This is a genomic window from Nocardioides imazamoxiresistens (assembly GCF_032378595.1).
Taxonomy (GTDB): domain Bacteria; phylum Actinomycetota; class Actinomycetes; order Propionibacteriales; family Nocardioidaceae; genus Nocardioides; species Nocardioides imazamoxiresistens.
This window is the reverse complement of the sequence record NZ_JAVYII010000004.1, coordinates 334,575-360,233: the sequence shown is the minus strand read 5'-3', so window position 1 is coordinate 360,233 and position 25,659 is coordinate 334,575. Positions and strand designations below refer to the sequence as shown.

The following is a 25,659-nucleotide window of genomic DNA, read 5'->3' as shown; positions in this document are numbered from 1 at the left end:
TCCGAGATCAGGCGGTGGTGCTGGCGGGCCAGGGGCCCGCGAGGGGGAGGTCGTTCCACACGAGCTGCTCGACGATGAGGTCCGCCCGGAGGGTGAAGAGGTCGATGTAGCGCACGTCGGCGAACTCCGAGCCGTCGTGACGTCGCCCGTGGAGGCGGCCCGTGGAGACGACCGTGGTCCGGTCGCCGTCGGTGCCGACCTCGTAGCGGTCGCGGTGCTTGCGCACCCAGGCGTACGGCTTGGGGGCCGCCACCATGTCCTCCAGGGAGGCGTACGTGACACCCCCCGGGAACTGCATCCGCACGCCGGGGGCGAGGTAGCCCGACGCGGTGGCCAGGTCGCGGTCCTCGCAGGCCTGCAGGTACGCGTCGACCAGCGCGGCCGGGCCGGTCACGACTCCCGCTTCCGGGCCAGCAGGTCCTCCCACTGCTCGCGCAGCGGGTGCTCGGCGGGCCCGTTCTCGGTGATGATCCGGAACAGTCGGGCCAGGTAGTCGGTGCGGCTGTCGTCGAGGACCTGCCGTTCCGCGTCGGTGGGCGCGAACGCGTCGAGCTCGCCCGCGGCGAGCGCACCCTGGCGCACCAGCAGCGCCTCCAGGGCGCGCAGACGGTGGCGCTCGACGTGCAGCTCGGTCGACAGCTGCAGGACCAGGTCGAACAGCTTGGAGGTCTGCGGGTTCTCGAGGTACTGGAACTCGTCGGTCATCAGACGGCCTTCCGCGCGGACAGGACGGCCCAGGGGAAGTGCCACTCGCGGCGCTCGCCCCAGCCGTCGGGCTGGACGCCGAGCTGACGCTCGTCGAACGCGCGCCACTGCACGTCGACGAGCCCGGCCTCCTCGCACGCGGCGATGGTGTCGGTGCTGAACAGCGCTCGGAAGAACGGCTCGTTGTTGCGCTCGGCGTGCTCGATCACGGTCGCGTCCCGCAGGGGGTCGCCGGTGAGCATGAACTCGAGGAAGTGCATCTCGCCGCCGGGCTTGAGGAGGCGGGCGCCCTCGCGGATGGTGTCGACGATCGCGTCGGACGGCATCTCGTGCAGCGTCATCGTGCCGGTGACGACGTCGCAGCTGGCGTCGTCGAGGCCCGTCGCGCGGCTGTCGGCCTGCGCGTAGGTGATCGCGAGCCCCTCCGCCTCGGCCTCGGCGTGGGCGAGGCGGAGGCCCGGGGCGGCGAGGTCGACCCCGATCACCTCGGCGGTGGGGTACTTGGCGACCAGCGGCCGGGTGCTCTTGCCGAACCCGCACCCCATGTCGACCACCCGCGTGGCGTCCGGCTTGTCCGGCAGGGTGGTCTGGGCGAAGAGGCCGTGGAACTTGTACCCGTCGTTGTCGCGCAGCATCACGATGCGGGCGCCGAACTCGTAGACGTACGCCGACATGTCGTCCGAGAAGAAGCTCCCGGGCTGCACGTGGATGTCGTAGTCGGTGTACCAGCTCGGCAGCTCGAACCCGTCGACCAGCCGCAGCGACCCCACTCCCTCGCCGGGCACGGCGTCCAGCTCTCCGACCAGCTGGTCGCGACGACCCACGACGGCGTCGCCGGCGGCGCGCCACAGCATCTTCTGCTGCACGCGCTCCAGGTGGGAGAACCACGGGTAGGAGGGAAGTCCGTGCATGACCTCCTCGAGCTGCGGGGACTCCGCCGGGGTGCCGGTCTCCGCGAACTCCTCCACCAGCGCGGGGTAGACGGTGTCGCTCCACCGCTTGCGCAGGCCGAGGACGAAGTCGACGGTCGCGCGCTCGTCGAGCGTGAGACGGTCTTCGATGTCGATCATGCGGTCTTCCTTTCGGTGCCCGGGTCGGGCGTGTGGTCGGAGGGAAGTCGGGCTGCGGTCAGTAGCCGCCGATCACGGCGCTGGCCTCGGCGGTGTCCGTCGCGCCCAGGAACGCCCCGGCGACCCGGCCCTCGAAGACGGCTTCCAGGGCCGTGCGGGGCGAGTTGGCGTCACCGACCACGTGGAGGTTGCGGGCTCCGCGTTCCGCCAGCTCGCGGTGCAACCGGTCGTCGGCGCTCGGCCGACCGAGGTCCACGACGGCGTGCACGTCGACGAGGACGTGCTCGTCACCGCTGAGGGTGTCGGTCAGCACGACCTCCCCGGCGTCGGTGCCGCGGAGCGTCCTCATCAGGTGCGCCCGGACGCCGAGGTCGCGCAGGCGCGGCGTGAGGGCGAGCTTGGAGTAGGTCGTGATGCGGGCGTGCAGGCTCGGGGTCGGGGAGACCACGTGCACCTCCGCCCCGAGGAGGGCGAGGCCCTCGACGAGGGAGGCTGAGGTCCAGTCGCCGTCGTCGTCCCACACGACGATGCGCCGGCCGGCGAGGTCGTCGGCGCGTACGCCCGCCTGGCCCGCGGCCACGCGGTCGCACGCCTCGAGCGACGTCCACACCGGGAGGTCGCCGCCGAAGTCCGCGCGGCGGGGCCGCGAGCCGGTGGCGATCACCACGTGGTCCCAGCCGCCGGCCAGGACCTCGTCGGCGCCGAGGCGGGTGTCGAGCAGGACCGTCACCTCGGCCTGCGCGAGCTCGGCCCGCAGGTCGTCGACGAGCCGCGTCAGCCGCTCGCGGTGCTGCATGCTGCCGGCGGAGGCGACCTGGCCGCCGAGCCGGTCGCCGGCCTCGACGAGCGTCACCCTGTCGCCCGCGCGGCGCGCGGAGACGGCCGCCTGCATGCCGGCCGGGCCGCCCCCGACGACGAGGACCCGGTTCGCCCGCGAGCCCTCGACGCTCCTCCAGACCGCGTCCCACTGCTTCTCGACGCCGACCTCGGGATTGACGACGCAGGTGATCGGGAGGCTCTTCTCGACCCGGGCGATGCAGCCCTGGTTGCAGGCCAGGCAGCTGCGGGCCGGCAGGCCCGCCTGCGCCTTGCGCACGAGGTGCGGGTCGGCGATGTGCGGGCGGGCGAGCGCGACGAGGTCCGCCTCGCCCGCGGCGATCAGCTCGTCGGCCTCCGCCAGCGAGTCGAGACGGCAGACGGCGATGACCGGGAGGCCGGGCAGGGCCGAGCGGAAGGCCGCCGCGTGGTGCCGGAAGGGCGCGTGCGGGAAGCTCATGTCCGCCATCTGCGTGGAGAGCGAGTAGCTCGCGTGGTACGCGGAGTGGCTGACGTGGACGTAGGCGAGGTCGACCTCGCGCGCCAGCGTGTCGACGATCCCGATGACGTCGTCGGGCCGCAGGCCGCCGTCGAGGAACTCGTCCGCGCTGACCCGGAGACCGATCGGGAGGCCGGGCGCCTCGGTGCGCACCTGCTGCAGGACCTCCCGGGCGAAGCGCAGGCGCCGCTCGGCGTCGCCGCCGTAGGCGTCCCCGCGGTGGTTGGTGGCCGGGGAGAGGAACTGCTGGATGAGGTGGCCGTGGCCGGCGTGGACCTCGAGCCCGTCGAACCCGGCGAGCGCCATCCGGCGGGCGGCGCGACCGAAGCTGTCGACGACGACCGCGATGTCCGCGTCGCTCATGGCGTGGGGCACGTCCGCCGACGGCGACCACGGGAGGGCGGACGCCGACCAGGCAGCGGTGCGGGTGGCCTCACCGTTGGCCTGACGACCGGCGTGCATGATCTGCGCGAAGATCCGGGCGCCGTGCTGCTGCACCGCCCCCGCGACCTCGGCGAAGGCGTCGATGGACGAGTCGTCGAAGCTGCCGAGGCTCAGGTGGCGGCCCGCACTGGTCGGGTGCACGCGGACGGCCTCGGTGATGATCAGGCCGGCGCCGCCCCGCGCCCGCTCGCCCAGGTAGGCGGCGTGCCGCGCGGTCGGCCGGTTGTGCTCGGCGAAGTTCGTGGTGTGTCCGGGCACGACCACGCGGTTGCGGAGCTGGACCCCGCCCACCGTGGTCGGGTCGAACACTGACACCACTGCGCTACCCCTTCGTCCTGTTCGTTCGGCTCACGCGAATGCGATTCGCATCACACGAACACTGTGTGTTGCTCACGCCGAGGCGTCAAGGGCGGGACGGGAAAGTTCACGCCGGCGAAACGACGGGCGACGGGGAGTTGCGACGCCGTTACAGGGTTCGTCGGTCGTCGCCAGGGCGGGCGGAGTGCGGCTGGAGCAGGCGCTCCCCCGACCCGCTGCACCGCGTCGAGACGACCCTTCGGCGGCGGGAGCGGTGCGGGCGGGCGGCGACCGGGCACGCGGCCACGGGGTGGCGAGCGGGGGGGCGTACCCGGGCTCCTCGAGAAAACGCGGACCGCGGCCGAGAGAACGCGGACGGACGAGCGAACCGGCGGCCTCGGGGTCCGCGTTTTCTTGGAGCTCGTCCGCGTTTTCTCCGGGTACGCCGGCGGCCGGCCGCCGCGGTGAGCCGCGGGCGTACCGCGCCTCGGCCTGCCCGGAAATGCGAACTGCCCCGCCGTGTGGCGGGGCAGTTCGGGTGTCTGGTGGAGCTGAGGGGATTCGAACCCCTGACCTTCTCGATGCGAACGAGACGCGCTACCAACTGCGCCACAGCCCCAGTGCGTCGCTACCGCGACGCGAGGAGAGACGTTAGCACCACCACTCGGCCGGGGCCGAATCGCCCTGGCCGGATCCGCGGGTCAGTGCCCGACGGCGCGGCGGTCCGAGTCGAGCTCGTCGCGCTCGGCCGGCGCGGGGGTCGCGGCGGCGTTGCGGCGGACGAGGTCGCTGTCGGCGTCGTCGCGGCCCGAGGACCACACGCCGGTGTCGTCGAAGTCGAAGGCCGGCAGCTCGCGGGCGGCGGCGTGGTCCTTGCTGACGTACGTCGGCAGCGGGACCGAGCGGGCCTCCCACAGCGTGCTGGGGTCACGGTCGTCCTGCACGGCGGCCGGGGGCGCGGCGTGGGCGGAGGACAGCTCCGTGTCGCCCTCGAGGGAGACCGCGGAGATGAGGGAGGTCTCGGCGTTGGCGTTGTAGAGCGCGGCCACCTCGGCCTCGTCGGCGTGCTCGGCCATGGCGGCGACCAGGTCGGCCTCGCTCGACGCGGCGTTGGGCGCCGGGCGCGCCTTCTCGGGCGCGACGGGCGTGGTGGTGACGGCGACGCGGTCGCGGGCGAATGCGGCCCGCTCCCCCTTGACCATCACGCGGCAGGTGACGAGCCAGGTGACCAGCAGCGCGGACGGGGCGGCGACGAAGCCCCACGGCATGACGCCGAAGGCCGCGAGCGCGATGCCCAGCGTGAGCAGGGCCAGCAGCGTGCCGAGCACGCGGCGCCGCCGCTGCATCGCACGACGGGCGGCCGCCCGGCGGGCCCGGAGCTGCGCAGGGGTGGGCGCAGCTTCGGGCTCCGCGGGCTCGACCGTGGTCTCCGTCGCGACCTCGCCGCGGCGCACGAGCACGCGCAGCGTGGCGGAGAAGCGCTCGACCGACCGACTCTCGACAGCCTCGTCGTGGTGCTTGAGCGCCTGGGGGATGAGGTACGCCGCCCACGCGATGGCGACAGCCACGAAGATGACACCACTCAGATCCACGGACCGAGCCTAGGAGTCGAGGCGGATGCGGCTCGGGATGTCAAGGGTGTGTCGTGCTGGCACTTGTGTGACGGGTGTGATGTGTGGGCCGAGGTCGGCGGGCCGGGGGGCCAGCAGGTACGCCGGACTGCCGGGCGTACCCGCGGGGTCTTCGCGACCAACTCCGGCACTTGGCCCCCGTCGAGACGGGCGCCAGGTGCGGGACTTCCCGGTTGACCGGGAACTCCGACGGAGGGGAGGGCTCCCCGCCCCGCCACACCCCGACTGTGTGCCGTTTCGCTCGACCTCGACCCCGTTCAGACAGGGTCTAGGTCGAGCGTTACCCGGTGAACCGGGTAATCCAGAGGGAGGCGGTCACAGCCGCCCCCGCACACCCCCGCCACCCTCGCCCGGGCCCCAGGCCTCGTCGGCCGTGATGGCGAAGAGCCGGTGGTCGCGCCAGTCGCCGTCGATGTGCAGGTAGCGCGGGGCGTAGCCCACCTCGGTCAGCCGCAGCTTCTCCACGACGCGCAGCGAGCTGGCGTTCTCCGGCCGGATCGCGATCTCGACGCGGTGCAGGCGGGCGGGGCCGAAGCAGTGGTCGATGGCGAGGGCGACGGCGCGGGGCATGAGTCCGCGGCCGGCCCAGCGCTGGTCGATCCAGTAGCCGATGGACGCCGACTGCGCGGAGCCGCGCACGATCGTGTTGACGGTGACCTGTCCGGCGAAGGCACCGGCGACCTCGAGCACGAACGGCATGGCGCTGCCGGCCTCGCCGAGCCGCACGAGGTGGCGCAGGCTGCGGCGCAGCGTCATCGGCTCCTCGAGCTCGGCGCCGGGCGGCGGCGTGGCGTCCCAGCGGCGCAGCCAGTCGAGGTTGGCGTTGCGCACGCGCCGCCAGTCGCCGGCGTCGCGGGTCGAGATCGGCCGCAGCAGGAGCTGGGTGGACAGGTCGGGGTCGACGAGCCACGCGGGCCACGCGCCGCCGGAGGACCTCCGGCCCATCAGGCGCCCATCAGTCGTCGGAGGACCGCACGTGGTCTCCCCCGCCGATCTGGTCGACGGCGTGGGGCACGACCTGGGCGAGCACCTCGAGGGCGTCCTTCACCCCGCCGCGCGAGCCGGGGAGGTTGACGACGAGGCAGGAGCCGGCGACGCCGGCGAGGCCGCGGGACAGGACGGCGGTGGGTACGCCCTTCGCCACGCCCGCCGCACGGATCGCCTCGGCGATGCCCGGCACCTCCCGGTCGAGCAGCGGGCGGGTGACCTCGGGCGTGAGGTCGCCGGGGGTGATCCCGGTGCCGCCGGTGGTGAGCACGACGCGGGCGCCGGCGGCGACGGCCTCGGAGATCGCGACGCCGACCGGGTCGCCGTCGGGGGCGACGACCGCGTCGCCGCACGCGAAGCCCCACGAGCGCAGGGCGTCGACGAGCAGGGGGCCGGTGGTGTCGGCGTACACCCCGGCGGACGCACGGTTGGAGGCCACGACGACGGCGGCGGTCAGCTCGGTGGGGGCGGTGACGCTCATCGGGTCCAGTCCCCCGATCGGCCGCCGGCCTTCGCCTCCACGCGCACGTCGGTGATCACGGCCCGCTTGTCGACGGCCTTGACCATGTCGATGACGGTGAGCGCGGCGACGGAGACCGCGGTGAGGGCCTCCATCTCGACGCCGGTGCGGTCGGTGGTGCGCACGGTCGCGGTGATCTCGACGGCGTCGTCGGCGACGGCGAGGTCGACGGTGACGCCGGAGATCGCGAGGGGATGGCACAGCGGGATCAGCGCGGGCGTCTGCTTGGCGCCCATGATCCCGGCGAGGCGGGCGACGGCGAGCGCGTCGCCCTTCGGCACGCCCTCGCCGCGCAGCAGCGCGACGACCTCGGGAACGACGAGCACCCGCCCGGACGCGGTGGCCGAGCGGGAGGTGACGGCCTTCTCGGACACGTCGACCATCCGGGCGGCGCCGGTCTCGTCGACGTGGGTCAGCCCGGACGGCTGGGACGGAGACGCGCCCATCAGAACTGCTCGTCCAGCGCCAGCACGTGCACGGGCTGCCCGGCCTCGACCCGGGTCACCGACTCGGGCACGACGATCAGCGCGTTGGACGCGGCGAGGTCGCCGAGCATGTGCGAGCCGGGGCCGCCGACGGGCGTGACGTGCGCGGCGCGAGCCGCGTTGCCGCCGACGCCGGTGGGCACGGAGTAGTCGCCGCGCAGGAACTGCCGCTTGCCCTCGATCGAGCTGACCGGGTGGGTGAGCAGCGCGCGGCGCAGGGGGCGGGCGTACGGGGTCAGGCCCATCAGCTTGCGGATGGCCGGGAGCACGAAGACCTCGAACGAGACGTAGGCCGAGACCGGGTTGCCGGGCAGCGTGATGATCGGCGTGCGGTCCTCGCCGATGGTGCCGACGCCCTGCGGCTTGCCGGGCTGCATGGCGACGCGGCCGAACCACATGTCGGGCTCGCCGGACAGCGCGGCCTTGACGACGTCGTAGTCGCCGGCGCTGACGCCGCCGGAGGTGACGACGAGGTCGGCGCGCACGAGCTGGTCGTGCACGGTCTCGAGGAAGGTGCCGGGGTCGTCGGGCACGATCCCGACGCGGTACGCGATGGCGCCGGCCGCGCGGGCGGCCGCGGCGAGCATGTAGGAGTTGCCGTCGTAGATCGAGTCGTGCCCGACCTGGCTGCCGGGGTCGCGCAGCTCGGAGCCCGTGGAGAGCACCACGACGCGCGGCTTGGGCCGGCTGTAGACGTGGCTGCGTCCGACGGCGGCGAGCAGGCCGATCTGGCGGGGGCCGAGCACCGTGTTGGCGCCGACGACGACGTCGCCGCGCCCGACGTCCTCACCGGCGCGGCGGATGTGCTGCAGCGGCTTGGGCGCCTTGTCGATGCGCACCTGCGCGACGCCGGCGTCGGTCCACTCGTAGGGCACGACCGCGTCGCAGCCGGCGGGCACGGGCGCGCCGGTCATGATCTTGACCGCCGTGCCGGGGCTCAGGGCCATGATCCGCGCGGTGCCGGCGCCGATCTCGCCGACCACCGGCAGGACCGTCGGGCTCGCGGGCGTCGAGCCGGCCACGTCGGCCGAGACGACCGCGTACCCGTCCATCGACGCGTTGTCGAACGACGGCAGCGACAGCTCCGCGGCGACGTTCTCGGCGCAGGCCAGCCCGCTCGCCTCCTGCAGCGAGTGCGACATCGGGGCCAGCGGCTCGACGCTCTCCATGACGCGCTCGAAGAACTCGGGGACGCCGATCATGTCCTGGTCTGCCATCGCCTGCGGGTCGCCTCCGAGAGGTGGGGAGTGGGGTACGCCGGGGCGCGGTGCCTCAGCCTCCCAGCACGGTACCCGGCTCGAGACGCTGCGCCGAAGGAGCCTCGTCGAGCGAGACCTCGCCCACGACCTTGACCTCGCGGCCGAACGTCCAGTCGCCGCGCACCTTGAGAGCGGTCGCCTCCTTGAGCGACGGGGCGCCCTCGGGGAAGCGGCGGTCGAAGTCGCCGACCAGCTTGTAGTGCTCGCCGTCGAGGTCGACGAACGGCACCTCGGCGGCGACCTGGTCGAGCCCGAACTCGGGGGTGATGGCGTAGATGTCGCTGCGCAGCACGAGCAGGTCGTTGGTCGTCTTGACCGGAATGAACCGGTCGCGGCCGACCTCGATGGTCTGCGCGCCGTCGAAGACCTCGATGGCCGCACCCATGGCGGTCTCGATCTGCACGACCTTCTCGGTGGACTTGTCAGAGGGGTCGACGTTCTTCTCGTTGCGGATCAGCGGCAGGCCGAGGATGCCGTCGCGCTCGGTGAGCTTCGCCTTGAGCGCGGCCAGGTCGATCCACAGGTTGTTGGTCGAGGTGAACCGGTGCCGGTCGAGGTCGGCGAGCGCCGAGAGGTCCTCGTCGGCCGTCTGGGCGGACTCGCGCAGGATGATCCGGCCGTCGCTCTTGCGGCGGGCGAAGTGGCCGCCCTTGCGGTCCGAGGGGGTGCGGCGCACGGCCTCGATGGCGAACGGCGCCCCGGAGCCGGCGAACCAGCCGGCGACACGCGGGTCCGGCACGGCGCCGAGGTTGTCGGAGTTGGAGACGAACACGTAGCGGTAGCCGGCGTCGACGAGCTGGTCGAGCAGCCCGGTGCCGACGAGCGCCGTGTAGATGTCGCCGTGGCCCGGCGGGCACCACTCGAGCGTGGGGTCCTCGGGGAACTCGACCGGGTCGAGGTCGGAGGCGCGCAGCTTGGGCTCCTTGTTCTGCAGGAACTCCAGCGGCAGCCCCTCCACCTGGAGGTCCTCGTAGCGCTCGAGCGCGGCGAGCGTGTCCTCCGAGGTGCGGAAGCTGTTCATCAGGATCAGGGGCAGGGGCGCGTCGTACGCCTTGCGCAGCGCCAGCACCTGCCGGGCGATGATGTCGAGGAAGGACAGCCCGCGGCGCACGCACAGCAGCGACTTCGCGCGGTCCATGCCCATCGAGGTGCCGAGCCCGCCGTTGAGCTTGATCACCGCGGTCGCGCGCAGGGCCGCGGCGCCGTCGGCCTCGGCGACCTCCACGTCGGCCAGCGCCGGCATGTCGAGCGGGTCGATGGTGTCCTCGCGGATCATCCCCGTCTCCCCGTGCTCGAGGAGGCGGTAGTAGTGCGCGAACACCTGCACGGCCGTCTCGTCGATCCCCGCGGCTCGCATCTTCTCGGCTGCCTTGTGCAGACCTGGGCTACCCATGGGCGCGATCGTAGGCTCCCGGAGTGACACCCGCACAAGGACCTGGGGACAACGACCTGCGCGCGGCGAAGCGGCGGCTGCGCCGCGAGGTGCTCGAGCGACGCGCGCGCCGCTCGCCGGCCGAGGTGGAGCGGTACGCCGACGCCCTGGCCGCCGCGGCGCTTGCCGAGCCGTCGATCGCCGGGGCCGGGTGCGTCGCGGCGTACGTCGGCGTCGACCACGAGCCCGCCACCCTGCCCCTGCTCGACGGCCTGCGCGACGCGGGCGTACGCGTGCTGCTGCCGGTGCTCAGCCCCGACTGGACGCTGCGCTGGGGCGGGTACGCCGGCCGCCACGCGCTCGTGGTCGGGCTGCGGGGCCTGCGGGAGCCGGCGCTCGCGCCGACGGAGGCCGGGGAGCCGCTGGCCGAGGCGGACGTGGTGCTGCTGCCGGGCCTGGCGATGGGCCCGGACGGGATGCGGCTGGGGCGCGGGGGCGGGGCGTACGACCGAGCACTCGCCGCCCTGCCGGCCGGGGGACGCGACCTCCTCGTCGTCCTGCACCCCGAGGAGGTCGGTCTCGACGTGCCGGCCGAGCCGCACGACCAGGCGGTCGACGGGGCGCTGACGACGAGCGGCGTGAGGCGAGGTGACGGGGCCGACAGGTAAAGAAGCTCGGAACCGACCGGTAACGAGGCCGCGATGGGCGAGACTCCTCCTCGGACGACGGAGTCCGGGAGCGCTGTCCGTCGCCGATCCACAGGGGGAGCATCACCATGCCGAAGTCGGTCCAGCTCGAGGTGCGCGGTCGCCACCTCGCCATCTCGTCGCGCACGGCCTTCCCGGCCGTCGTCCTCGCCTTCGACGAGGCGACCGGCAACGGGGCGTACCTCAACCACGACATCCGCCCCGGCGAGAACGTCGTGGTGCCGCCCCTGAGCGGTTCCACGATCTCGTTCGAGGTCGTCGACAGCGTCGACGGCTCGCTGCGCGGCGCGCTCGTCAGCTGACGTCGCCCACCCCGCCGCTCACCAGCCGCCCGGCACGATGGACGGCATGGACGAGTTCGTCACCGACCGCCGCGGCCGCCCGATCAGCGTGATCGTCAGCGTGGTGCTGGCGATCGTGACCCTGGGCTACTTCCTGCCGTGGATGATCGCCGCGCTGCGCGGCAAGGCGAACGCGTGGACGATCTTCTGGGTCAACCTGCTCGTCGGCTGGACCCTGATCGGCTGGATCGTCGCGCTGGTGATGGCCTGCTCGTCGCACCAGGTCGTGGGTTTCCGGCCGCGTCGCTGAGAATTGCCTCAGAAATCGCGTCCTTTACCGACAACGGCGTTTCCTGGCACGCATCACCGTCCATAGTTCGGCGCATGGCCATCGAGCTCCCGCACGAGCAGCGCTGCTCCTGCGACCACCTCGCCTTCCAGCACGTGAGCGCCCTGCCCCACGCGTGCGGCGAGAGTGAATGCCGCTGCGGCGGGTTCGCGGCGATGGCCGAGGCGGACCTCTTCGAGCTCTGAGCCGCGCTGAGCCGCCCGCCCTCGTCGCCACTCAGCCCAGGTGGGCCTTCAGCAGCACCGGGTTCCCGTCGCGCGGGTCGAACAGCTCGTCCGGGTCCTGCTCGCCCGACACGAACCACAGACCCTCGGGCACGACTCCGGGGTCGACGCGCAGGAGCAGGCACTGGTCGACGATGCCCTGGAGCACCTGGGTCTCGTAGCGGCACCCGTCCGGCGAGGTGTCGCCGATGATCGTGGCCCGCTGGCTCTCCTGGTCGGGGTTGCGCCAGTGGCCCCAGCTGAACGCCCCCGTGGCGCCGCCCGGGTCGACCTGCTCCTCCTCGCCGCGCACCAGGAAGAAGTCGTAGCCGGAGCCGGATCCGTTCCGCTCCAGGTCCTCGACGTAGTCCGGGGTCGCCTGCTCCATCCCGGTGACGCGGAACCGCATCACGACCTCGTCGCCCCCGTTGTCCTCGGAGCGGTAGGTGAACCACTCCCCCTGCTCGATGACGCTGCCCGGAGCGTCGAAGCGGTCGTCCCACTCCTCGGCGCTCTCCGAAGAATCCGAGTAACCCGAGCCGCCAGAACCATCAGCGGAGTCGGCGGCGGCATCGTCGCCGAAGCAGCCGGACAGGACGAGGCTGGTCGCTGCGAGAGCGATGAGCGTGCGGGCGGGACGGTGCATCGGGGCGGTCTCCTCCGTGGTGGGTGGCCGAGGACTCCATCCTGGCGACCGAGCACCGCGGTCGCAGCCGATTCGGCTGTGTCGTGACCCCCGTCATTCTGAGAGCGTGACGCTCTCGCCACCCTCGACGCCGTCGAGCCCGCCGGCCGTGACCTCGAGGAAGCCGTCGACGTCGGCGCCCGCGCTCCAGATCTCGCACTCCTCGGCCGCGGTCTCGCAGGGCGGCAGGTCGCGCTCGACGGAGAGCACCCGGCCGTCGGCGATCCAGGCGACGTCGATGGAGAACTCCATGCCGACCATCCAGACGCGCCCGGCCCGGGACTCCCCGAAGTCGAAGTACATCCCCTCGTCCCCCGCCAGCTCCTCACGACCGCTGAGGCCGTCGGACAGTTCCTCGTCGGTGCGCGCGACCTCCACGGTGAAGGTCAGGTCGTCGCCGACCGTGACGGTGGGCTCGGTCGCTTCGTCGGAGTCCGCCGTCCCGGCCGGCTCGCCGGAGCCGGAACCGCAGGCACCCAGCAGCAGTACGCCCGCTGCGGCGGCCGCCGCAGCGCGTACCGGCCTCATCGCATGCTCCGCAGACCGAGACCGACCAGCAGCCCCCAGATGAGGATCCGCGGCAGGTCGCTGACGACGAGGCCGTGACCGCCGCCGACGGGCACCAGGGTCTGGACGGGCGCGTGCGCGGCGGTGATCGCCCAGAACATCCAGCCGGTCACGCCGACGATGAAGGCGGCGGCGGAGCAGCGGCGGACGGCGGGCACGCGTCCAGGGTAGGCGCCGCGCGTGTCGGCAGCGTGACGCACGGGTCGGGCGTTATGGCGTGGACGGGTCCGCGGTCCCGTCCGCCGCGGGCCGGGCGGACTCGGCGGCCAGCCCGAGGCCGATCGCGACGCCGCGACCGACCGCGGCGACCAGCAGGAACCACCAGGCGGGCAGCGACAGGAGCGCGCCGACGACGATGGCGGTCTCCCACCCCTCGGTGACGTATCCCGCGACCACCAGCACGCCCGACACGAGCAGCAGGACCGCCCCGGCCGTCCTGTGGTCGCGCAGCTCGCTCTCCGACTTCCCCCGTGTCGTCATGGGCGCAGACTAGACCGGTGGGGTCTCGGAGGGCCCGGACCGACGCAGATCACGGGTTGTGGGTAAAGCCTCAGGAGGTTCTGTGGAAGGACCAAGGTTCCCGGTCCTACGGTGGCCTCGACGGCTTCCTGGGGAGGGAGATCGTCGGCCGGGTGGTGCCGTTGGGAGGCGGGCCACCGACGTACCGACAGAAGCGGTGATCCGCGATGCGCAAGTGGAAGAGGTTCCGTCGCGCCCTGAAGTGCCGCATGAAGCACGGACAGCGTTGTCCGCACGCTGACGGCTACCACCCGTGACGTGACACCCGCGGTCAGCGCTGACCGCGACGCGTCACCCCGAGACCCACCCGGGTCGCTCCGTGAACCCCCGCCGGCCCTGGTCGACGTCCGGAGCGGCCCGGGTGCTCTCGTTTGAGAGCCCTTAGAGCACCCCGTCGACGCCGTCGGCCTTGAGCGCCTCGACGATCTTCTTGACGTCCTGCGCTCGCGAGCGGGTGGTGACGAGCAGCGCATCACCGGTGTCGACGACGACGACGTCGTCGAGGCCGATCACGGCGACCTCGCGGTCCGTGCCGGCGACGACGATGCCGGAGGCGTCGAGGGTACGCACGCGCGCGGCGTCGCCGAGGACCGTCACGTCGTGGCCCTCACCGTCCTTGGCGCCCTTCCCGAGCAGTCCGGCGAGGGCGTCGAAGTCGCCGACGTCGTCCCAGTCGAAGGTGCCCGGCACGGTGGCGACGAGGCCGCGGTCGGCGGCGGGCTCGGCGACCGCGTGGTCGATGGCAATCTTCTCGAGGTCGCCCCACAGCTCGTCGAGGCGCGTCGGCTCGGCGGCTATGGCGCGCAGGCCGGCGGCGAGGTCGGGGTGGCTGATCGCGAGCTGGTCGAGCAGGAACGAGGCGCGCACGACGAACATGCCGCCGTTCCAGCGGTAGCGCCCGCTGGCGAGGTACTCCGCCGCGGTCGCAGCGTCGGGCTTCTCGACGAACTGCTCGACGGTGCGCGCCGTGCCCGACCCGGCGGGGTCGAGCAGCTCGCCGGAGCGGATGTAGCCGAAGCCGGTGGCCGGGTGGGTCGGCTCGATGCCGAGGGTGACGACGACGTCGCGCGCGGCGGCCACCTCGGCGGCCTCGCGCACGCAGGCGAGGAAGCCGGCCTGGTCCTCGATCACCTGGTCGGCGGCGAAGGAGCCGAGGACGGCGTCGGGGTCGCGGACCTCGAGGATCGCGGCGGCCAGGCCGATCGCGGCCATCGAGTCGCGCGGGCTGGGCTCGGCCAACAGCTGGTCGTCGGGCAGGCCGGGCAGCTGCTCGGCCACCGCCGGGCGGTGGGCCGCGCCGGTGACGACGAGGACGCGGTCGGCGGCGAGCGGCTGCACGCGGTCCCACGTCTCCTGCAGCAGCGAGCGACCGGAGCGGGTGAGGTCGTGGAGGAACTTGGGGGCGCCCTTGCGGGACAGGGGCCACAGGCGCGTCCCGGCACCGCCGGCGGGGATGACGGCCCAGAAGTTCTCGATGTCGGTCACGGTCGGCCAACCTACCGTCCGCCGTTCATCCCTAGGCGCGATGCCGATGGCGGGAGTGACTGGTACCAATTGCTCCGACGCATCCCTTTGAGACCTGTATCGCGGCTAGGCTCAACGCGTGAACATGCCACCGTTTTGGCAAGCCAGTCGATGAGCCGGGTCAAGCGACTGCGTCGGAAACTCATCACGAGGACCAAGGGGCACGAGGAGGCCGCACGCGCCCTTGGTGTGAGCATCGGTACGGGCTGTCGGATCCTCTCGCCCGTCGCTACCACCGAGCCCTGGCTCGTGCGCATCGGCGACCGTGTCACCGTTTCGTCCGGTGTCCGACTCGTCACCCACGACGGCAGTGGCTGGCTCGTTCGTGACCATCGCGGCCGCCGCTACCGGTACGCGCCGATCTCGATCGGGGACGATGTGTTCATCGGAGCCGGAGCCACCATCTTGCCGGGGGTAAAGATTGGCGATCGGGTCGTAGTCGGCGCGGGTTCAGTCGTGTCCCGATCTGTGCCGAGCGGAACCGTCGTGGCGGGAGTTCCCGCGAGGAGATTGGGCACCTGGGACGACTTCGTCGCACGAGTAGCGAGCTGGCCTGCGGACGAGGACAGACGAGGCTCCTCGTACCGCGAAAAGGTCGACTCCATCGCGGAGAAGGAGTTCGCGCCCGAGCTGTGACGACCGCTGGTTGATCTGGTCGGACGCATGGCGGCGTAGAATTGGCAGTCGAGCCCGGGGAGTGCCAACCTCTCCGGGTCAGCCACGTCCCTCGGAGGTTCCTGTGCCCACGTACCAGTACTCCTGCACCGAGTGCGGCCACGCGTTCGAGCAGGTGCAGAGCTTCAGCGACGACGCGCTGACCGTCTGCCCCGAGTGCAACGGCAAGCTGCGCAAGCTGTTCAACGCCGTCGGCGTGGTCTTCAAGGGCTCCGGCTTCTACCGCAACGACAGCCGCGGCACGACGACGTCGTCGACCAGCGGTTCGTCGGACTCCTCGGGCTCGTCCGGCTCCTCGGAGAAGAAGGCCGACAAGCCAGCGGAGAAGAAGACCGAGAAGAAGTCGGACTCCTCGTCCAGCTCGAAGGCCTCCGCCTGAGGCTCCGCCTGGGTCGGGGCGACCGGTCTAGTCGAGATCGGCGTCACCCTACCGACGCGTAACAATTCGCGTGTCCCGGCCGTTCTGACAGCCGACGCCCTGGAACCCGCCGGGCGGCCGACACCCGAAGCAGGCCCCGCATGACCGCACCGTGCATCGACGACGTCTGCGTGACGCTCGACGGCTCCGAGCTCCTCATCCACGTGAACGAGCCGCGCCCCCTCCTCGTGCTCGCCGTCGACCCCGACTCCGGCGAGGGCGGCTACCTGCTCGTGGACGCGAAGCCGGGTGGGACCCGGACGTCCGCTCCCCTGCTCCGCGGCGGCGTGCACGTCGAGGTCGTCGACGCCGCGACGGGCGCGGTGTACGCGCAGCTGGTCACCCCCGCCGCCTGACCGTCCGGCTCTCGCCCCCCCTGCCTGTGGAGACGCGCCGACGCCCGCGACCGAACCGCCCTACGGTCGCGGCATGTCCTCGACCTCCGGCGCGTCGCTCGCCACCCGCCTCCGATCGGCCCGCCACGCGCTGACGCGCCGACGCCGCCTACTTGCGGCAGCGACCGCCGCTCTCGGCGCGCTGGTCGTCGTGGGCGCTACCCAGCCACCGTCGGCGGACACCGTCCCGGTCGTCGTGGCCGCCCGTGACCTGCCGGCCGGCACGGCGCTGAGCGCCGAGGACCTCACCACACGCGACGTCGCGCCGCACCAGGCGCCCGCGGATCGCCCCGGGGCGTCCGAGCTGCTCGGCGAGACGCTGGCGGCACCGGTGGCCGCCGAGGAGCAGGTGACCAGCGCACGAGTCGTCGGCACCGCGGCGTGGCAGCCCGGTCCCGGAGAGACCGCCGTGCCGGTACGCCTGCCCGACGCCGGCGTCGCCGCGCTCCTGAGCGTCGGCGACACCGTCGACGTGGTCGCCACCGATCCCCAGACCGGCGAGACCTCGACGGTGGCCCGCTCAGTCCGCGTGGCGGCGCTGCCAGCCTCCGATGCGGACGCCACCCTCGGCGGTCGGCTCGTCGTCGTGGTCGCCCCGAGCCGTGACGCGTCCGACATCGCCGGCGCGGCCGTGCATGCCTTCCTCACCGTCGCGTTCAGGGACTAACGTGCGCGGGGCGACCCTGATCCGAGGGTCTCGGGACGATGAGGAGACGTCATGACCGGCTTCAAGAACTTCCTGCTGCGGGGCAACCTGATCGACCTGGCGGTCGCGGTCATCATCGGCACGGCATTCGGTGCGGTCGTCACGACCTTCACCAACTGGCTCACGGCCCAGCTGCCCGACACGGCGTCGGAGTACTTCACCAACGAGGCCAACTCGTTCGGCGCCTTCATGAACGCGGTCATCTCGTTCGTCATCCTCGCCGCGGTCGTCTACTTCTTCATCGTGCTGCCCTACACGAAGGCGAAGGAGCGCTACTTCCCGAGCCCGGCGCCGGGCACGCCCGAGGACGTGAAGCTGCTCGAGGAGATCCGCGACCTGCTGGCGGCCGGTAAGGCCAAGGAGATCTGAGCCTGGCGCGCGATCGTGACAGTGACGCTGGCACAATCGCGCCATGTCCCAGCGCCGCTCTGCCCTCATCACCGGCATCACCGGTCAGGACGGGCTCTACCTCGCTGAGCTCCTGACGGGGAAGGGCTACGAAGTCCACGGACTCATCCGCGGTCAGAACAACCCCAAGCGCGCACTCGTCGAAAGCGTGGCGCCCGGTGTCGTCCTCCATGAGGGCGATCTGACCGACTTCGCCAGCATCGCGCGGGCCCTGAAGGTGAGCGACCCCGACGAGGTCTACAACCTCGGGGCCGTGTCGTTCGTGGCCCACTCGTTCCGCAGCGCTCTGCACACGTCGGCGGTCACCGGCCAGGGGGCGTTGAACGTCCTCGAGGCGATCCGCTTGCACGACCCCGACAACCGCGTCCGCTTCTACCAGGCGTCCAGCTCGGAGATGTTCGGCAAGGTCCAGGAGACCCCGCAAACGGAGACCACCCGTTTCTACCCGCGCTCCCCCTACGGTGCCGCGAAGGCGTTTGCCCACCACATGACTGTCAACTACCGCGAGGCCTACGGCATGCACGCCTCGTCCGGGATTCTCTTCAACCACGAGTCCCCGCGACGCGGCCCGGAGTTCGTGACGCGAAAGATCACGCAGGCAGTGGCGCGGATCAGCCTCGGCCTGCAGGACACGTTGACGCTGGGCAACCTCGACGCAGCGCGCGACTGGGGGTACGCCGGCGACTACGTCGAGGCCATGTGGCTGATGCTCCAGCAGGACGTGGCTGACGACTACGTCATCGCGACGGGCGAGACGCACACGGTACGGGAGTTTCTCGACCTGGCGTTCGGGCACGTAGGCGTCCGGGACTGGAAACCGCTGGTCCAGGTTGATCCGGCCCTGTTGCGACCGGCGGAGGTGCACCACCTCGTGGGCGACGCCACGAGGGCGCGTGAGGCCCTCGGCTGGAAGGCCACGTTGCTACTTCCCGACCTCGTGCCCCTCATGGTCGAATCGGCCATCGTCGAGTTGGCTTGAGCGGGCGCGCAATCGCGGGATGTGACGTGACCGCGCGGACAATCTCGCGGGATCGGCAGAAACCAGACGGCGTGTGCACCAGACTGGCACCTGCCAGCCCAAGCTCTATTGAGGGAACCATGGTGCCCACCACTGTCATACGACCCCAGCTCCCGTAGTGGATCTTCACAACCGCGCGTGGGCGGCCGTCCTGCTCTGTGGATGTCTGCTGGTTGCGGCGGCGACGGGCGTCGGCACCTTGGTGGCGGAGCGATATGTAGACGGCGCCCCCGCAGTGGCTGCTTTCGCGATACTGGCCGTCTTGGCAGTCTCGGCAACTCCGACTCGGCACCTCCCTGCCCTGTCGCTCTGCATGTACGCCTTCGTTCCGGGGGCCCTCACCTCTCGGATCCCGCTGCTCGACTTGATACCCGCGCCGGCGGTCATCCTGATTGTTTGGCTAGTACGGCGGTCCATTGCCGACACAAAGGAACCACGGGCCAGTGACGTCCAGAGCACGCGGGACCGCGCCGTTCGAGTGATCGTCTGGCTCCTGGTCGCGTGGGCGCTTTTGCTGTGGTTCTTCTACGGCGGCAGCGGCTACGGATTCTCCTGGATACTGACCTTCGCGGCGTCGGTGCTCACATGCGTCACTGGCCGCGTAGGAAGACCGGAATCGGAGTCCGTTCGCCACGCGTGGATGATCAGCGGGGCTCTCCTCGGCGCTTACGCCGTGCTGGAGTTCGCCCTGCGCCTCAACCCCGTGTACGGACCACTCTTTCGCGCATTGGGCCAGCCGCAACCGAACGATTGGTCTGTGTATCGCGCGGCGGCGTCGTTCCCCCATCCGCTCACGGCGGCCATGTTTCTCGGCGTGGCGGCAACCCTAGCGCTGGTGTCGTGGCTGGTGCGCCGAGACGGCTGGTACCTGGCAATGGCGATCCCGGCGCTAGCAGGGCTCGCAAGCACCGGCTCCCGCGCGTCGCTTGCCGCCTGCGCCATCGGTATCGCCGTCGGAATGATGTTGTACGCGAAACGGGGAACGGGGGCGCGCTTTGGGCGATCCGTGGGCCTAGTGGTTCTCGCGGCCGGCGGGGCTCTGTTTATCTTCAACTTCTCGGGAGTGGGTGACCGTCTCGCCTCGAACGAGGCCGCGCGCTCGACCGGGGCTCGCCTCGACGGACTGTCGGTAGCCAACGCTGCGGCGGCGCACACCAACTACATCGGCTCCGGGCCCGCAACCTCAGGCGAGACGGCGCGTCTTTACAGTCCCCTCATCGTCGAGAATTCTTTCTTCCAAGCGCTCATCAGCCTCGGTTTGATCGGCACCGCGTGCCTGGTGCTCCTTTTCCTCCTCCTGGTCAAGCGAGCACACGGCTCGGGAGATGCGGCAGCGGCAGCCGGCGCCGTGACACTGGCCGTCGCCCTCGCGGGCTACAACGCACTCGACGCCGTCCACTCGTCCCACCTACTCATCGGCTGGGCTGCACTGATGTGCCTCGGCGGCGCTGCAGAGGCGCCGGCCGAGAAATCAGCCGCGCTGGCAACTCCGAAAGGCAGGCAACTCCTGTGAAGATCGTCGTCGTCCAGACCTCCCTTGCCGGTGGAGGCGCCGAATATGTCGGGCGGACCTGGATGGCTCAACTGGCTCTGAGGGGTCATGAGGTTCACGGTGTCCTCACGGGCAAGCCGGTCAATTTGGGGCTGCTCCCCCCTGGGGTAACCGGACACACCCTCCATCACCACCGCGGCAACGCGGTGAAGTCGCGCGCCCTTCGGGACCTGCTGCGCGAAGTGCGACCGGACGCCGTCGTCAGCCTGCAGAGCATCAGCAACCTCATCGCTTTCGGCGCATTGGCCATGCTGCGCAGCTCGCGGCCCAAACACGCGGTGAGCGAGCGCAACCTCGTCACGCTCGGTCTCGCGGGGTCGTCGCTGCAGCACCGAGCCAAGACAGCGCTGACCAAGCGGTTGTATTCCCGCGCGGACCTGGTGCTAGCGATCTCCCACCCCGTGGCGGCCGAACTCGTCGCAGCATTCGGCGTCCACCAAGACCGTCTGGCCGTGCTGCCGAACCCGGTATCCGACCGGCGGCACGCGGGAATCGCGAACGGCCCGCGGTCGAACGACCAGCAGCTCAATCTCGTCCTCACGTGCCGCCTGGTCCAACAGAAGCAGCCCCTTCTAGCCGTCGAGACCGCCCGCCGCCTGAAGACGAGGGGAGTCGATACGAAACTCACCTGTTTCGGCGACGGCCCCCTCCGGGAGCAACTCATCGACGCCGCCTCCGCAGCCGGCGTCACGCTCGACATGAAGGGGTGGGTCGACGACTGGACCTCAGAGGTGCCCGCCACCGAGTCGGTGCTGCTGCTGCCTTCGCAACGGGAAGGCTTGGGCAACGTTCTGGTCGAGGCCGGCGCCTCGGGCGTGCCTGTAGTAGCGCCATCCACCGCGCTGGGGGTTGCGGACGCAATCGTTCCAGGGGTCACCGGAGAACTGGCATTGAGCGCTCATCCCGACGATCTGGTCGAGGCTGTTCTCGCCGCTCACACGATTGAATCGGCCCCGCCCGCCGGATGGATTGCCAACTTCTCCGCTGCGGTGTGCGGCGAGCGCCTTGAGCGCCTGCTCGAACGAATGGTCGGCCCCATTGACTAGCACTTCCCCGTCTCTCGGCCGCCAGGCCAGTAGAGGAGCGGCTCAGACGCTCGTCTGGCAGGCCGCCAGGATTGTCATCCAATTCGGCGGACTCATCGTGCTGGCCCGCCTTCTTGACCCGAACGCGTTCGGTCTCATAGCCATGATCGCGGTCATCGTTGGTATCGCAGATCTGCTGCGTGACTTCGGGCTGACCAATGCGTCCATCCAAGCGAAGACCCTGAGCGACCATCAGCGCTCGAACCTGTTCTGGCTGAACGTGGTGATCGGCGTCGTGCTGACGTTGGCGATTTACCTCGCTGCGCCGTTGGTTGCGGACTTCTACGGAGAACCCGATCTTCGATATCTGACGGAGGTGCTCGCAGGCGTCGTCTTCATCAACGCTCTCGGGGCGCAGTTCAGAGCCGAAGTGAACCGGGAGATGCGCTTCGTCGCTCTCAACGCCACGGAAGTCGTACCGGCGGCCGGAGGGCTGATCGGCGCCGTCATCATCGCAATCGCAACGGGGTCGGTGTGGGCGCTTGTTGCGCAGCAGCTCATCACCAGCGCGCTCTCGACCGTGTCCCTAGTGGCCGTCTCCCGTTGGCGCCCGCGGGGCCCGAACCGTCAAGGGGACATCCGGCCCATAGTAAAAGTGGGTGGCGGCATGCTAGGCACCAATGCCGTCGCCTTCAGCACGCGGAACGCGGACAACATCATGATCGGTGCTGCGTGGGGTGCTACCAGTCTCGGTCTCTACTCGCGCGCATACCAACTGGTCATGCTCCCGGTGAACCAGTTGCTTGCGCCGTTTACCAGGGTAGCCCTGCCAGTCCTGTCTCGCGTCCAGGACGATCGCACGCGCTTTGTGAACTACCTGCGAGGCGGGCAGCTCGTCGGCATCTACATCGTAGGAACGCTCTACGCCCTCCTCATCGGCTTTGCGCAACCAGCCGTTGAGATCGTTTTTGGGCCCGCCTGGCTCGGCATGGTCCCGATCGTCCAGTGCCTTGCGATCGCTGCCGCCTTCAGATCCTTGGGTCAGATTGCGTACTGGGCTTACGTTGCTACTGGCAACACGGGCGCGCAGTTCCGTTTCTACCTCGTCTCGCAGCCGCTCATCGTTGTCGGATGCCTGGCCGGACTGCCGTGGGGACCCGTGGGTGTGGCTACGGCCCTGTCCGTCGGATATGGCCTGAACTGGCTGGCGTCCATGGCGTGGTGCGAGCGAGCAACTGGGCTGCCGATGCGTTCGCTGGCCGGCGCAGCGCTCTGGCGCACTGCCCGGCATGGTGTCCCAGCAGTCGCCATCGCACTCACGACGAGCTCGCTTGTCGACCATTCCTTACTGGCCATCGCGGTCGGCACTTTCCTGGCTGGCTCCTACTGGCTCCTGGCTTTTGTCGTCTCTCGCTCGTTCCGAGCGGACTGCGCGAAGCTACTCAGCATGACGAGGAAGATGAAGAAGTGACAAAAGCTCCGGTCGCAGGCCCCCCAATCTTCGTATCGGCTATGGGCCAATACGACAACGTCGGCGATGCCGTGCTGAGGCGCCCTCTGATCGATCGTCTGCGCCGCCTGGGTCCGTTGCACATCTTTGTCGGAACCCGAGACGACAACTACCTTCGTGCTTTCGGTCTGAGCGATGAAGACTTCCTCGTGCGTTCGAGCAAGGCGTGGCGGTCGCTCATGACAAGCTCCCTCAAATCGGGGCCACTCTTCTACGCCTTCAACGCCGGTGAGATCGAGACGACCCGCACCTACGCCGCGAAGTACGCGCGCGTCCTTCCCCTTCTCCTTGCCAATCGTGCCCGCGGAGGTTCCAGCGTCCACACGGGGTTCGGGGTTCGAGCCCCGTCGCCGTGGTTGCCCATCTTCCGGGGTGCGATGAGAGCCTGCGACGTGGTCTCGTGGCGGGACGCCTTCTCTGCGGAGGCCCTCCGGATCGGCGACACCGTCCCGGACTGGGCCTTCTGCGAGGGGCCCGAGGCTGTGCCTGTCGGAACAGACAACCGTAGGTTCTTGGTGGTGGCGCCAAGGCGCGACGGACAGGAACTAGACGAGCGGACCCTCCGTGGGCTGGCTCACCACGCCGAACAGAGCAACCTCGAACTGGTATTCGCGGCTCAGATCGAGCGGGACGGGCCGGTTTGTGCGCGCTACGCCGAACTGGTTGGGGCTCGTGCGCTTGTCTGGGAGTCGAGCGACCTCCTTGCTCAAGAGACCCGGCTGCGCGCCCTCTACCGCGACGCCGCGGTCGTCGTGAGTGAGCGTCTGCATGCGCTGGTCATCGCAGCAACAGAAGGGGCGGTGCCAGTGGCGCTCAGCGATGCGCCATCGATGAAAGCGGAAAGGACTATGACCGCAGCGGGGTTTGAGGGGTTTGCCATCCCACTACGGCGCTTGGGAACGCCCCCCGGCAATCTTTCTTTGGCGTCCCTCGCCGCTCGACAGACGGAGACCGCGGCAGCCGTAGATACATCACGACGCCGACTCCACGAACTGACTGACCGAATCAGCCGCGCGTACGAGGCAGTCCGTGCCTGAGGACGTGGTGATCTCGATCATCCTGACGGCTTACAACGACGAGGAGCGTATTCCCGAGACCATCGACCGGATGGCCAAAACTGCGGGCTTCGACGATTGCGAACTGGTCGTCGTCGACGACCACTCGACCGACGGAACGCTCGACGTAATTCGGTCCGCGTGCAGTGGCATCGAGCGAGCTCTCATCCTCCCGTTGCCCGAGAACGGTGGTGTAGCAGCGGCGCGTAGGAGGGGACTGGCAGCAGCATCCGGTCGGTTCATCTGGTTCATCGACTCCGACGATGCGTGGCCCGATCAAGCCCTTAGCTCCTGGAAGGCGGCAATCAGCGAGAACCCGACTGCTGACGTCATCTTCGGACAAGCGCGGGTCATCCATCTGAATGGGGAAACCCGGATCATCGGCGCGCGCATCGGCGGGTCGGACCGGCGAAGTGCATTCGCGTCACTGCTGTCGGGCAATGTCCGTGGGCATCTGTGGAGCAAGCTATTTCGCCGAGAACTGCTCGTGGGGTCAGACATCCTCGGGACGACCGTTCACTCCGATCTCGCGATGACAGTCTCAGCGATGGCACGGGCGGAGGTTTACGCCGTGACACCTGCCCGCGTGTATGAGTACATGCTTCGACCGGGTTCCATCATCCGATCAGGACGGCCGCGAGCGGAGTCGCTGATCGCGATAGACCAGAGGCTGAGCGCCGTACTCGCCGCGGATCCGACAACCGCGACGCCCGAGGAGCACGCTAGCTTCCGTCACAGGTTCATCCTGTTGTCGCTGCTCACAGATTCGCTGAACGAGGGCTACACACCGATCGAGAGGCGAGACTTGGTGCGTCGGGTTCGACAGGAGATTGAGTGGCTAGCGATTGCTCGCTTGGCACGGTCGGGTGGTAGCAAACAAGCCGCACTGCTCGCGGTAGCGAAATTGTCTTCGACAACCGCCAACCTTGCAGCGAGGATCCTGATTCGCGCGGCTCGTTGACCCGTCGGCCGCCGGTCAGCAGCTACGCGGATTGCCGCGCATGGCGTCGCTCCACAGCGCTTCGACCTTGGGGTTGACCACGGCTGCGCTGTACGTGGCCTGAAAGAACTCGGAGCACGCGCGTTGCATCGCCATGAGTTCTGCTTCGTTCGTCAGCAGTTGCTCCAGCTTCTGGCTGAGCGCTGACGCGTCACCCGGCTCGATGAGGTAATTCACCGTCTTCGGTGAGAACAGTGACGCCACCCCCCCGACCCTCGTTGCCACAATGGCATTCCCGAGTGACATGGCTTCGAGCAAGAACATTGGCATTGCTTCGTCCCGCGACGGGAGGACCGCGACGGAGGACGCGCCGAGCAAGTCCATCAGGTCATCGTGTCCGAGGCTCCCGAGGTACTCGACCGACGGCAGAGACCACCCACGGACAATCTCGCGATCGGGAATGGGTCCAGCAATTGCTAGCCGCCAACCGTGGTCAGCGGGAAGACGACTCCATGCCTCTAGCAGCACATCAACGCCCTTGCGCTTCACCACCGCGCCGCCGAAAACCACGAGAGGCTTCCGTTTTGCATCACTCTCTCGACTGGGTACGGCGTTCGGGATAACCGCCACCAAGGCCTCTTGCGCTAGTCCTGCAGCCGTCGCGGCGCTCGACTCCGAGAGTGCCTGGATCGCATGGCATCGCCGCAAAATGCTTCCGACCAACTTCGGGTGTCGCGCGGCAAAGGCGTCGAAGGAACTCCCGTGAAGATGCGCGACGACCGTCATCCCTCGTGCGCGGCACAGCAGAACGGCCATACCCTCCCGCACGAACGAGCCGCCTTGCGACAGGTGAACGACAGCAACTACTGACGTGGCTCGAGGTACGCGAGTGAGTGCTACCAACGCTCGTAGCAACGTCAGCACTTCGCCGGCCCGCGAGCCTCCAGTACGAGTCGCGAGGAACTGGGTATGGAAGCGTTCGAACTCCCAGCTCAGCACGGCGTTGATGACCTGTGTCATGCCTCCCGCGACCTCGC

31 protein-coding genes and 1 tRNA gene are annotated in these 25,659 nt (G+C 70.1%); 15 read left to right on the top strand and 17 right to left on the bottom strand.

What is annotated here, in order from left to right:
* Window positions 1-7: 7 nt before the first annotated feature.
* From RDV89_RS10980 to RDV89_RS10930, 11 genes are all read right to left on the bottom strand, one after another.
* Window positions 8-394 (bottom strand): nuclear transport factor 2 family protein, encoded by a 387-nt coding sequence (locus RDV89_RS10980; protein WP_315733086.1) that lies wholly within the window; start codon window positions 392-394, stop codon window positions 8-10.
* Complete coding sequence (locus RDV89_RS10975; RefSeq protein WP_315733085.1) at window positions 391-705, bottom strand: hypothetical protein; 315 nt, start codon at window positions 703-705, stop codon at window positions 391-393. Before RDV89_RS10975 ends, RDV89_RS10980 begins: the two co-directional genes overlap by 4 nt.
* A complete protein-coding gene (locus RDV89_RS10970; protein WP_315733084.1) occupies window positions 705-1,775 on the bottom strand; it encodes a class I SAM-dependent methyltransferase in 1,071 nt (356 codons plus the stop codon). The genes RDV89_RS10975 and RDV89_RS10970 overlap by 1 nt, the downstream gene beginning before the upstream one ends.
* 58 nt (window positions 1,776-1,833) lie before the next feature.
* On the bottom strand, window positions 1,834-3,852 hold the full coding sequence (locus tag RDV89_RS10965; protein WP_315733083.1) for an oxidoreductase: 2,019 nt from the start codon (window positions 3,850-3,852) through the stop codon (window positions 1,834-1,836).
* A gap of 522 nt (window positions 3,853-4,374) precedes the next feature.
* Window positions 4,375-4,450, bottom strand: a tRNA-Ala gene (locus tag RDV89_RS10960).
* Between the two features lie 82 nt (window positions 4,451-4,532).
* The gene (sepX, locus tag RDV89_RS10955; protein ID WP_315733082.1) at window positions 4,533-5,423 is read right to left on the bottom strand and encodes a divisome protein SepX/GlpR; all 891 of its coding nucleotides are present in this window, start codon (window positions 5,421-5,423) and stop codon (window positions 4,533-4,535) included.
* Window positions 5,424-5,777: 354 nt separating this feature from the next.
* Complete coding sequence (locus RDV89_RS10950; RefSeq protein ID WP_315733081.1) at window positions 5,778-6,407, bottom strand: GNAT family N-acetyltransferase; 630 nt, start codon at window positions 6,405-6,407, stop codon at window positions 5,778-5,780.
* A gap of 10 nt (window positions 6,408-6,417) precedes the next feature.
* Complete coding sequence (locus tag RDV89_RS10945) at window positions 6,418-6,930, bottom strand: MogA/MoaB family molybdenum cofactor biosynthesis protein (RefSeq protein ID WP_315733080.1); 513 nt, start codon at window positions 6,928-6,930, stop codon at window positions 6,418-6,420.
* Window positions 6,927-7,415 carry a cyclic pyranopterin monophosphate synthase MoaC gene (moaC, locus tag RDV89_RS10940; protein ID WP_315733079.1) on the bottom strand — a complete coding sequence of 163 codons (489 nt, stop codon included), beginning with the start codon at window positions 7,413-7,415 and terminating at the stop codon, window positions 6,927-6,929. The genes RDV89_RS10945 and moaC overlap by 4 nt, the downstream gene beginning before the upstream one ends.
* Window positions 7,415-8,671, bottom strand: coding sequence for a molybdotransferase-like divisome protein Glp (glp, locus tag RDV89_RS10935; RefSeq protein WP_315733078.1), 1,257 nt, complete (start codon window positions 8,669-8,671; stop codon window positions 7,415-7,417). Before glp ends, moaC begins: the two co-directional genes overlap by 1 nt.
* 55 nt (window positions 8,672-8,726) lie before the next feature.
* On the bottom strand, window positions 8,727-10,106 hold the full coding sequence (locus RDV89_RS10930) for a UTP--glucose-1-phosphate uridylyltransferase (protein ID WP_315733077.1): 1,380 nt from the start codon (window positions 10,104-10,106) through the stop codon (window positions 8,727-8,729).
* Between the two features lie 23 nt (window positions 10,107-10,129).
* On the opposite strand from RDV89_RS10930, the gene RDV89_RS10925 reads away from it, so the two are divergent.
* From RDV89_RS10925 to RDV89_RS10910, 4 genes are all read left to right on the top strand, one after another.
* The gene (locus tag RDV89_RS10925) at window positions 10,130-10,753 is read left to right on the top strand and encodes a 5-formyltetrahydrofolate cyclo-ligase (protein ID WP_315733076.1); all 624 of its coding nucleotides are present in this window, start codon (window positions 10,130-10,132) and stop codon (window positions 10,751-10,753) included.
* Between the two features lie 107 nt (window positions 10,754-10,860).
* Window positions 10,861-11,094: a hypothetical protein gene (locus RDV89_RS10920; protein ID WP_315733075.1), complete on the top strand. Its 234-nt coding sequence runs from the start codon at window positions 10,861-10,863 to the stop codon at window positions 11,092-11,094.
* A 46-nt stretch (window positions 11,095-11,140) separates the two neighbouring features.
* Window positions 11,141-11,383, top strand: coding sequence for a superinfection immunity protein (locus RDV89_RS10915; protein ID WP_315733074.1), 243 nt, complete (start codon window positions 11,141-11,143; stop codon window positions 11,381-11,383).
* Window positions 11,384-11,457: 74 nt separating this feature from the next.
* Entirely contained in the window at window positions 11,458-11,607 is a 150-nt protein-coding gene (locus RDV89_RS10910) for a hypothetical protein (protein WP_315733073.1), read from the top strand.
* Between the two features lie 31 nt (window positions 11,608-11,638).
* On the opposite strand, the gene RDV89_RS10905 is transcribed toward RDV89_RS10910, so the two are convergent.
* From RDV89_RS10905 to RDV89_RS10885, 5 genes are all read right to left on the bottom strand, one after another.
* Entirely contained in the window at window positions 11,639-12,271 is a 633-nt protein-coding gene (locus tag RDV89_RS10905) for a hypothetical protein (RefSeq protein WP_315733072.1), read from the bottom strand.
* Between the two features lie 93 nt (window positions 12,272-12,364).
* The gene (locus RDV89_RS10900) at window positions 12,365-12,838 is read right to left on the bottom strand and encodes a DUF192 domain-containing protein (RefSeq protein ID WP_315733071.1); all 474 of its coding nucleotides are present in this window, start codon (window positions 12,836-12,838) and stop codon (window positions 12,365-12,367) included.
* On the bottom strand, window positions 12,835-13,035 hold the full coding sequence (locus RDV89_RS10895) for a hypothetical protein (protein WP_315733070.1): 201 nt from the start codon (window positions 13,033-13,035) through the stop codon (window positions 12,835-12,837). Before RDV89_RS10895 ends, RDV89_RS10900 begins: the two co-directional genes overlap by 4 nt.
* A gap of 52 nt (window positions 13,036-13,087) precedes the next feature.
* Window positions 13,088-13,357: a hypothetical protein gene (locus RDV89_RS10890; protein WP_315733069.1), complete on the bottom strand. Its 270-nt coding sequence runs from the start codon at window positions 13,355-13,357 to the stop codon at window positions 13,088-13,090.
* A 420-nt stretch (window positions 13,358-13,777) separates the two neighbouring features.
* On the bottom strand, window positions 13,778-14,881 hold the full coding sequence (locus RDV89_RS10885) for a mannose-1-phosphate guanylyltransferase (RefSeq protein ID WP_315733068.1): 1,104 nt from the start codon (window positions 14,879-14,881) through the stop codon (window positions 13,778-13,780).
* 150 nt (window positions 14,882-15,031) lie between these two features.
* Here RDV89_RS10885 and RDV89_RS10880 point away from each other — a divergent pair, with 150 nt between their 5' ends.
* The 11 genes from RDV89_RS10880 (at window position 15,032) to RDV89_RS10830 (ending at window position 24,643) form a co-directional block, all read left to right on the top strand.
* Window positions 15,032-15,556, top strand: coding sequence for an acyltransferase (locus RDV89_RS10880; RefSeq protein WP_315733067.1), 525 nt, complete (start codon window positions 15,032-15,034; stop codon window positions 15,554-15,556).
* A gap of 103 nt (window positions 15,557-15,659) precedes the next feature.
* Entirely contained in the window at window positions 15,660-15,974 is a 315-nt protein-coding gene (locus RDV89_RS10875) for an FmdB family zinc ribbon protein (RefSeq protein WP_315733066.1), read from the top strand.
* A 140-nt stretch (window positions 15,975-16,114) separates the two neighbouring features.
* Window positions 16,115-16,369 (top strand): hypothetical protein, encoded by a 255-nt coding sequence (locus RDV89_RS10870; RefSeq protein WP_315733065.1) that lies wholly within the window; start codon window positions 16,115-16,117, stop codon window positions 16,367-16,369.
* A gap of 73 nt (window positions 16,370-16,442) precedes the next feature.
* Window positions 16,443-17,075, top strand: a complete 633-nt coding sequence (locus RDV89_RS10865; protein WP_315733064.1) for an SAF domain-containing protein — start codon at window positions 16,443-16,445, stop codon at window positions 17,073-17,075.
* Between the two features lie 51 nt (window positions 17,076-17,126).
* Window positions 17,127-17,483 carry an MscL family protein gene (locus tag RDV89_RS10860; protein WP_315733063.1) on the top strand — a complete coding sequence of 119 codons (357 nt, stop codon included), beginning with the start codon at window positions 17,127-17,129 and terminating at the stop codon, window positions 17,481-17,483.
* 43 nt (window positions 17,484-17,526) lie between these two features.
* Window positions 17,527-18,501, top strand: a complete 975-nt coding sequence (locus RDV89_RS10855) for a GDP-mannose 4,6-dehydratase (protein WP_315733062.1) — start codon at window positions 17,527-17,529, stop codon at window positions 18,499-18,501.
* Window positions 18,502-18,853: 352 nt separating this feature from the next.
* Window positions 18,854-20,053: an O-antigen ligase family protein gene (locus RDV89_RS10850; RefSeq protein ID WP_315733061.1), complete on the top strand. Its 1,200-nt coding sequence runs from the start codon at window positions 18,854-18,856 to the stop codon at window positions 20,051-20,053.
* Window positions 20,050-21,138 carry a glycosyltransferase gene (locus tag RDV89_RS10845; protein WP_315733060.1) on the top strand — a complete coding sequence of 363 codons (1,089 nt, stop codon included), beginning with the start codon at window positions 20,050-20,052 and terminating at the stop codon, window positions 21,136-21,138. Before RDV89_RS10850 ends, RDV89_RS10845 begins: the two co-directional genes overlap by 4 nt.
* Complete coding sequence (locus RDV89_RS10840) at window positions 21,035-22,588, top strand: lipopolysaccharide biosynthesis protein (RefSeq protein WP_315733059.1); 1,554 nt, start codon at window positions 21,035-21,037, stop codon at window positions 22,586-22,588. Before RDV89_RS10845 ends, RDV89_RS10840 begins: the two co-directional genes overlap by 104 nt.
* A gap of 41 nt (window positions 22,589-22,629) precedes the next feature.
* Window positions 22,630-23,664 (top strand): polysaccharide pyruvyl transferase family protein, encoded by a 1,035-nt coding sequence (locus tag RDV89_RS10835; RefSeq protein WP_315733058.1) that lies wholly within the window; start codon window positions 22,630-22,632, stop codon window positions 23,662-23,664.
* A complete protein-coding gene (locus tag RDV89_RS10830; protein ID WP_315733057.1) occupies window positions 23,657-24,643 on the top strand; it encodes a glycosyltransferase family 2 protein in 987 nt (328 codons plus the stop codon). The genes RDV89_RS10835 and RDV89_RS10830 overlap by 8 nt, the downstream gene beginning before the upstream one ends.
* A 15-nt stretch (window positions 24,644-24,658) precedes the next feature.
* On the opposite strand, the gene RDV89_RS10825 is transcribed toward RDV89_RS10830, so the two are convergent.
* Entirely contained in the window at window positions 24,659-25,642 is a 984-nt protein-coding gene (locus RDV89_RS10825) for a glycosyltransferase family 4 protein (RefSeq protein ID WP_315733056.1), read from the bottom strand.
* Window positions 25,643-25,659 lie beyond the last annotated feature (17 nt).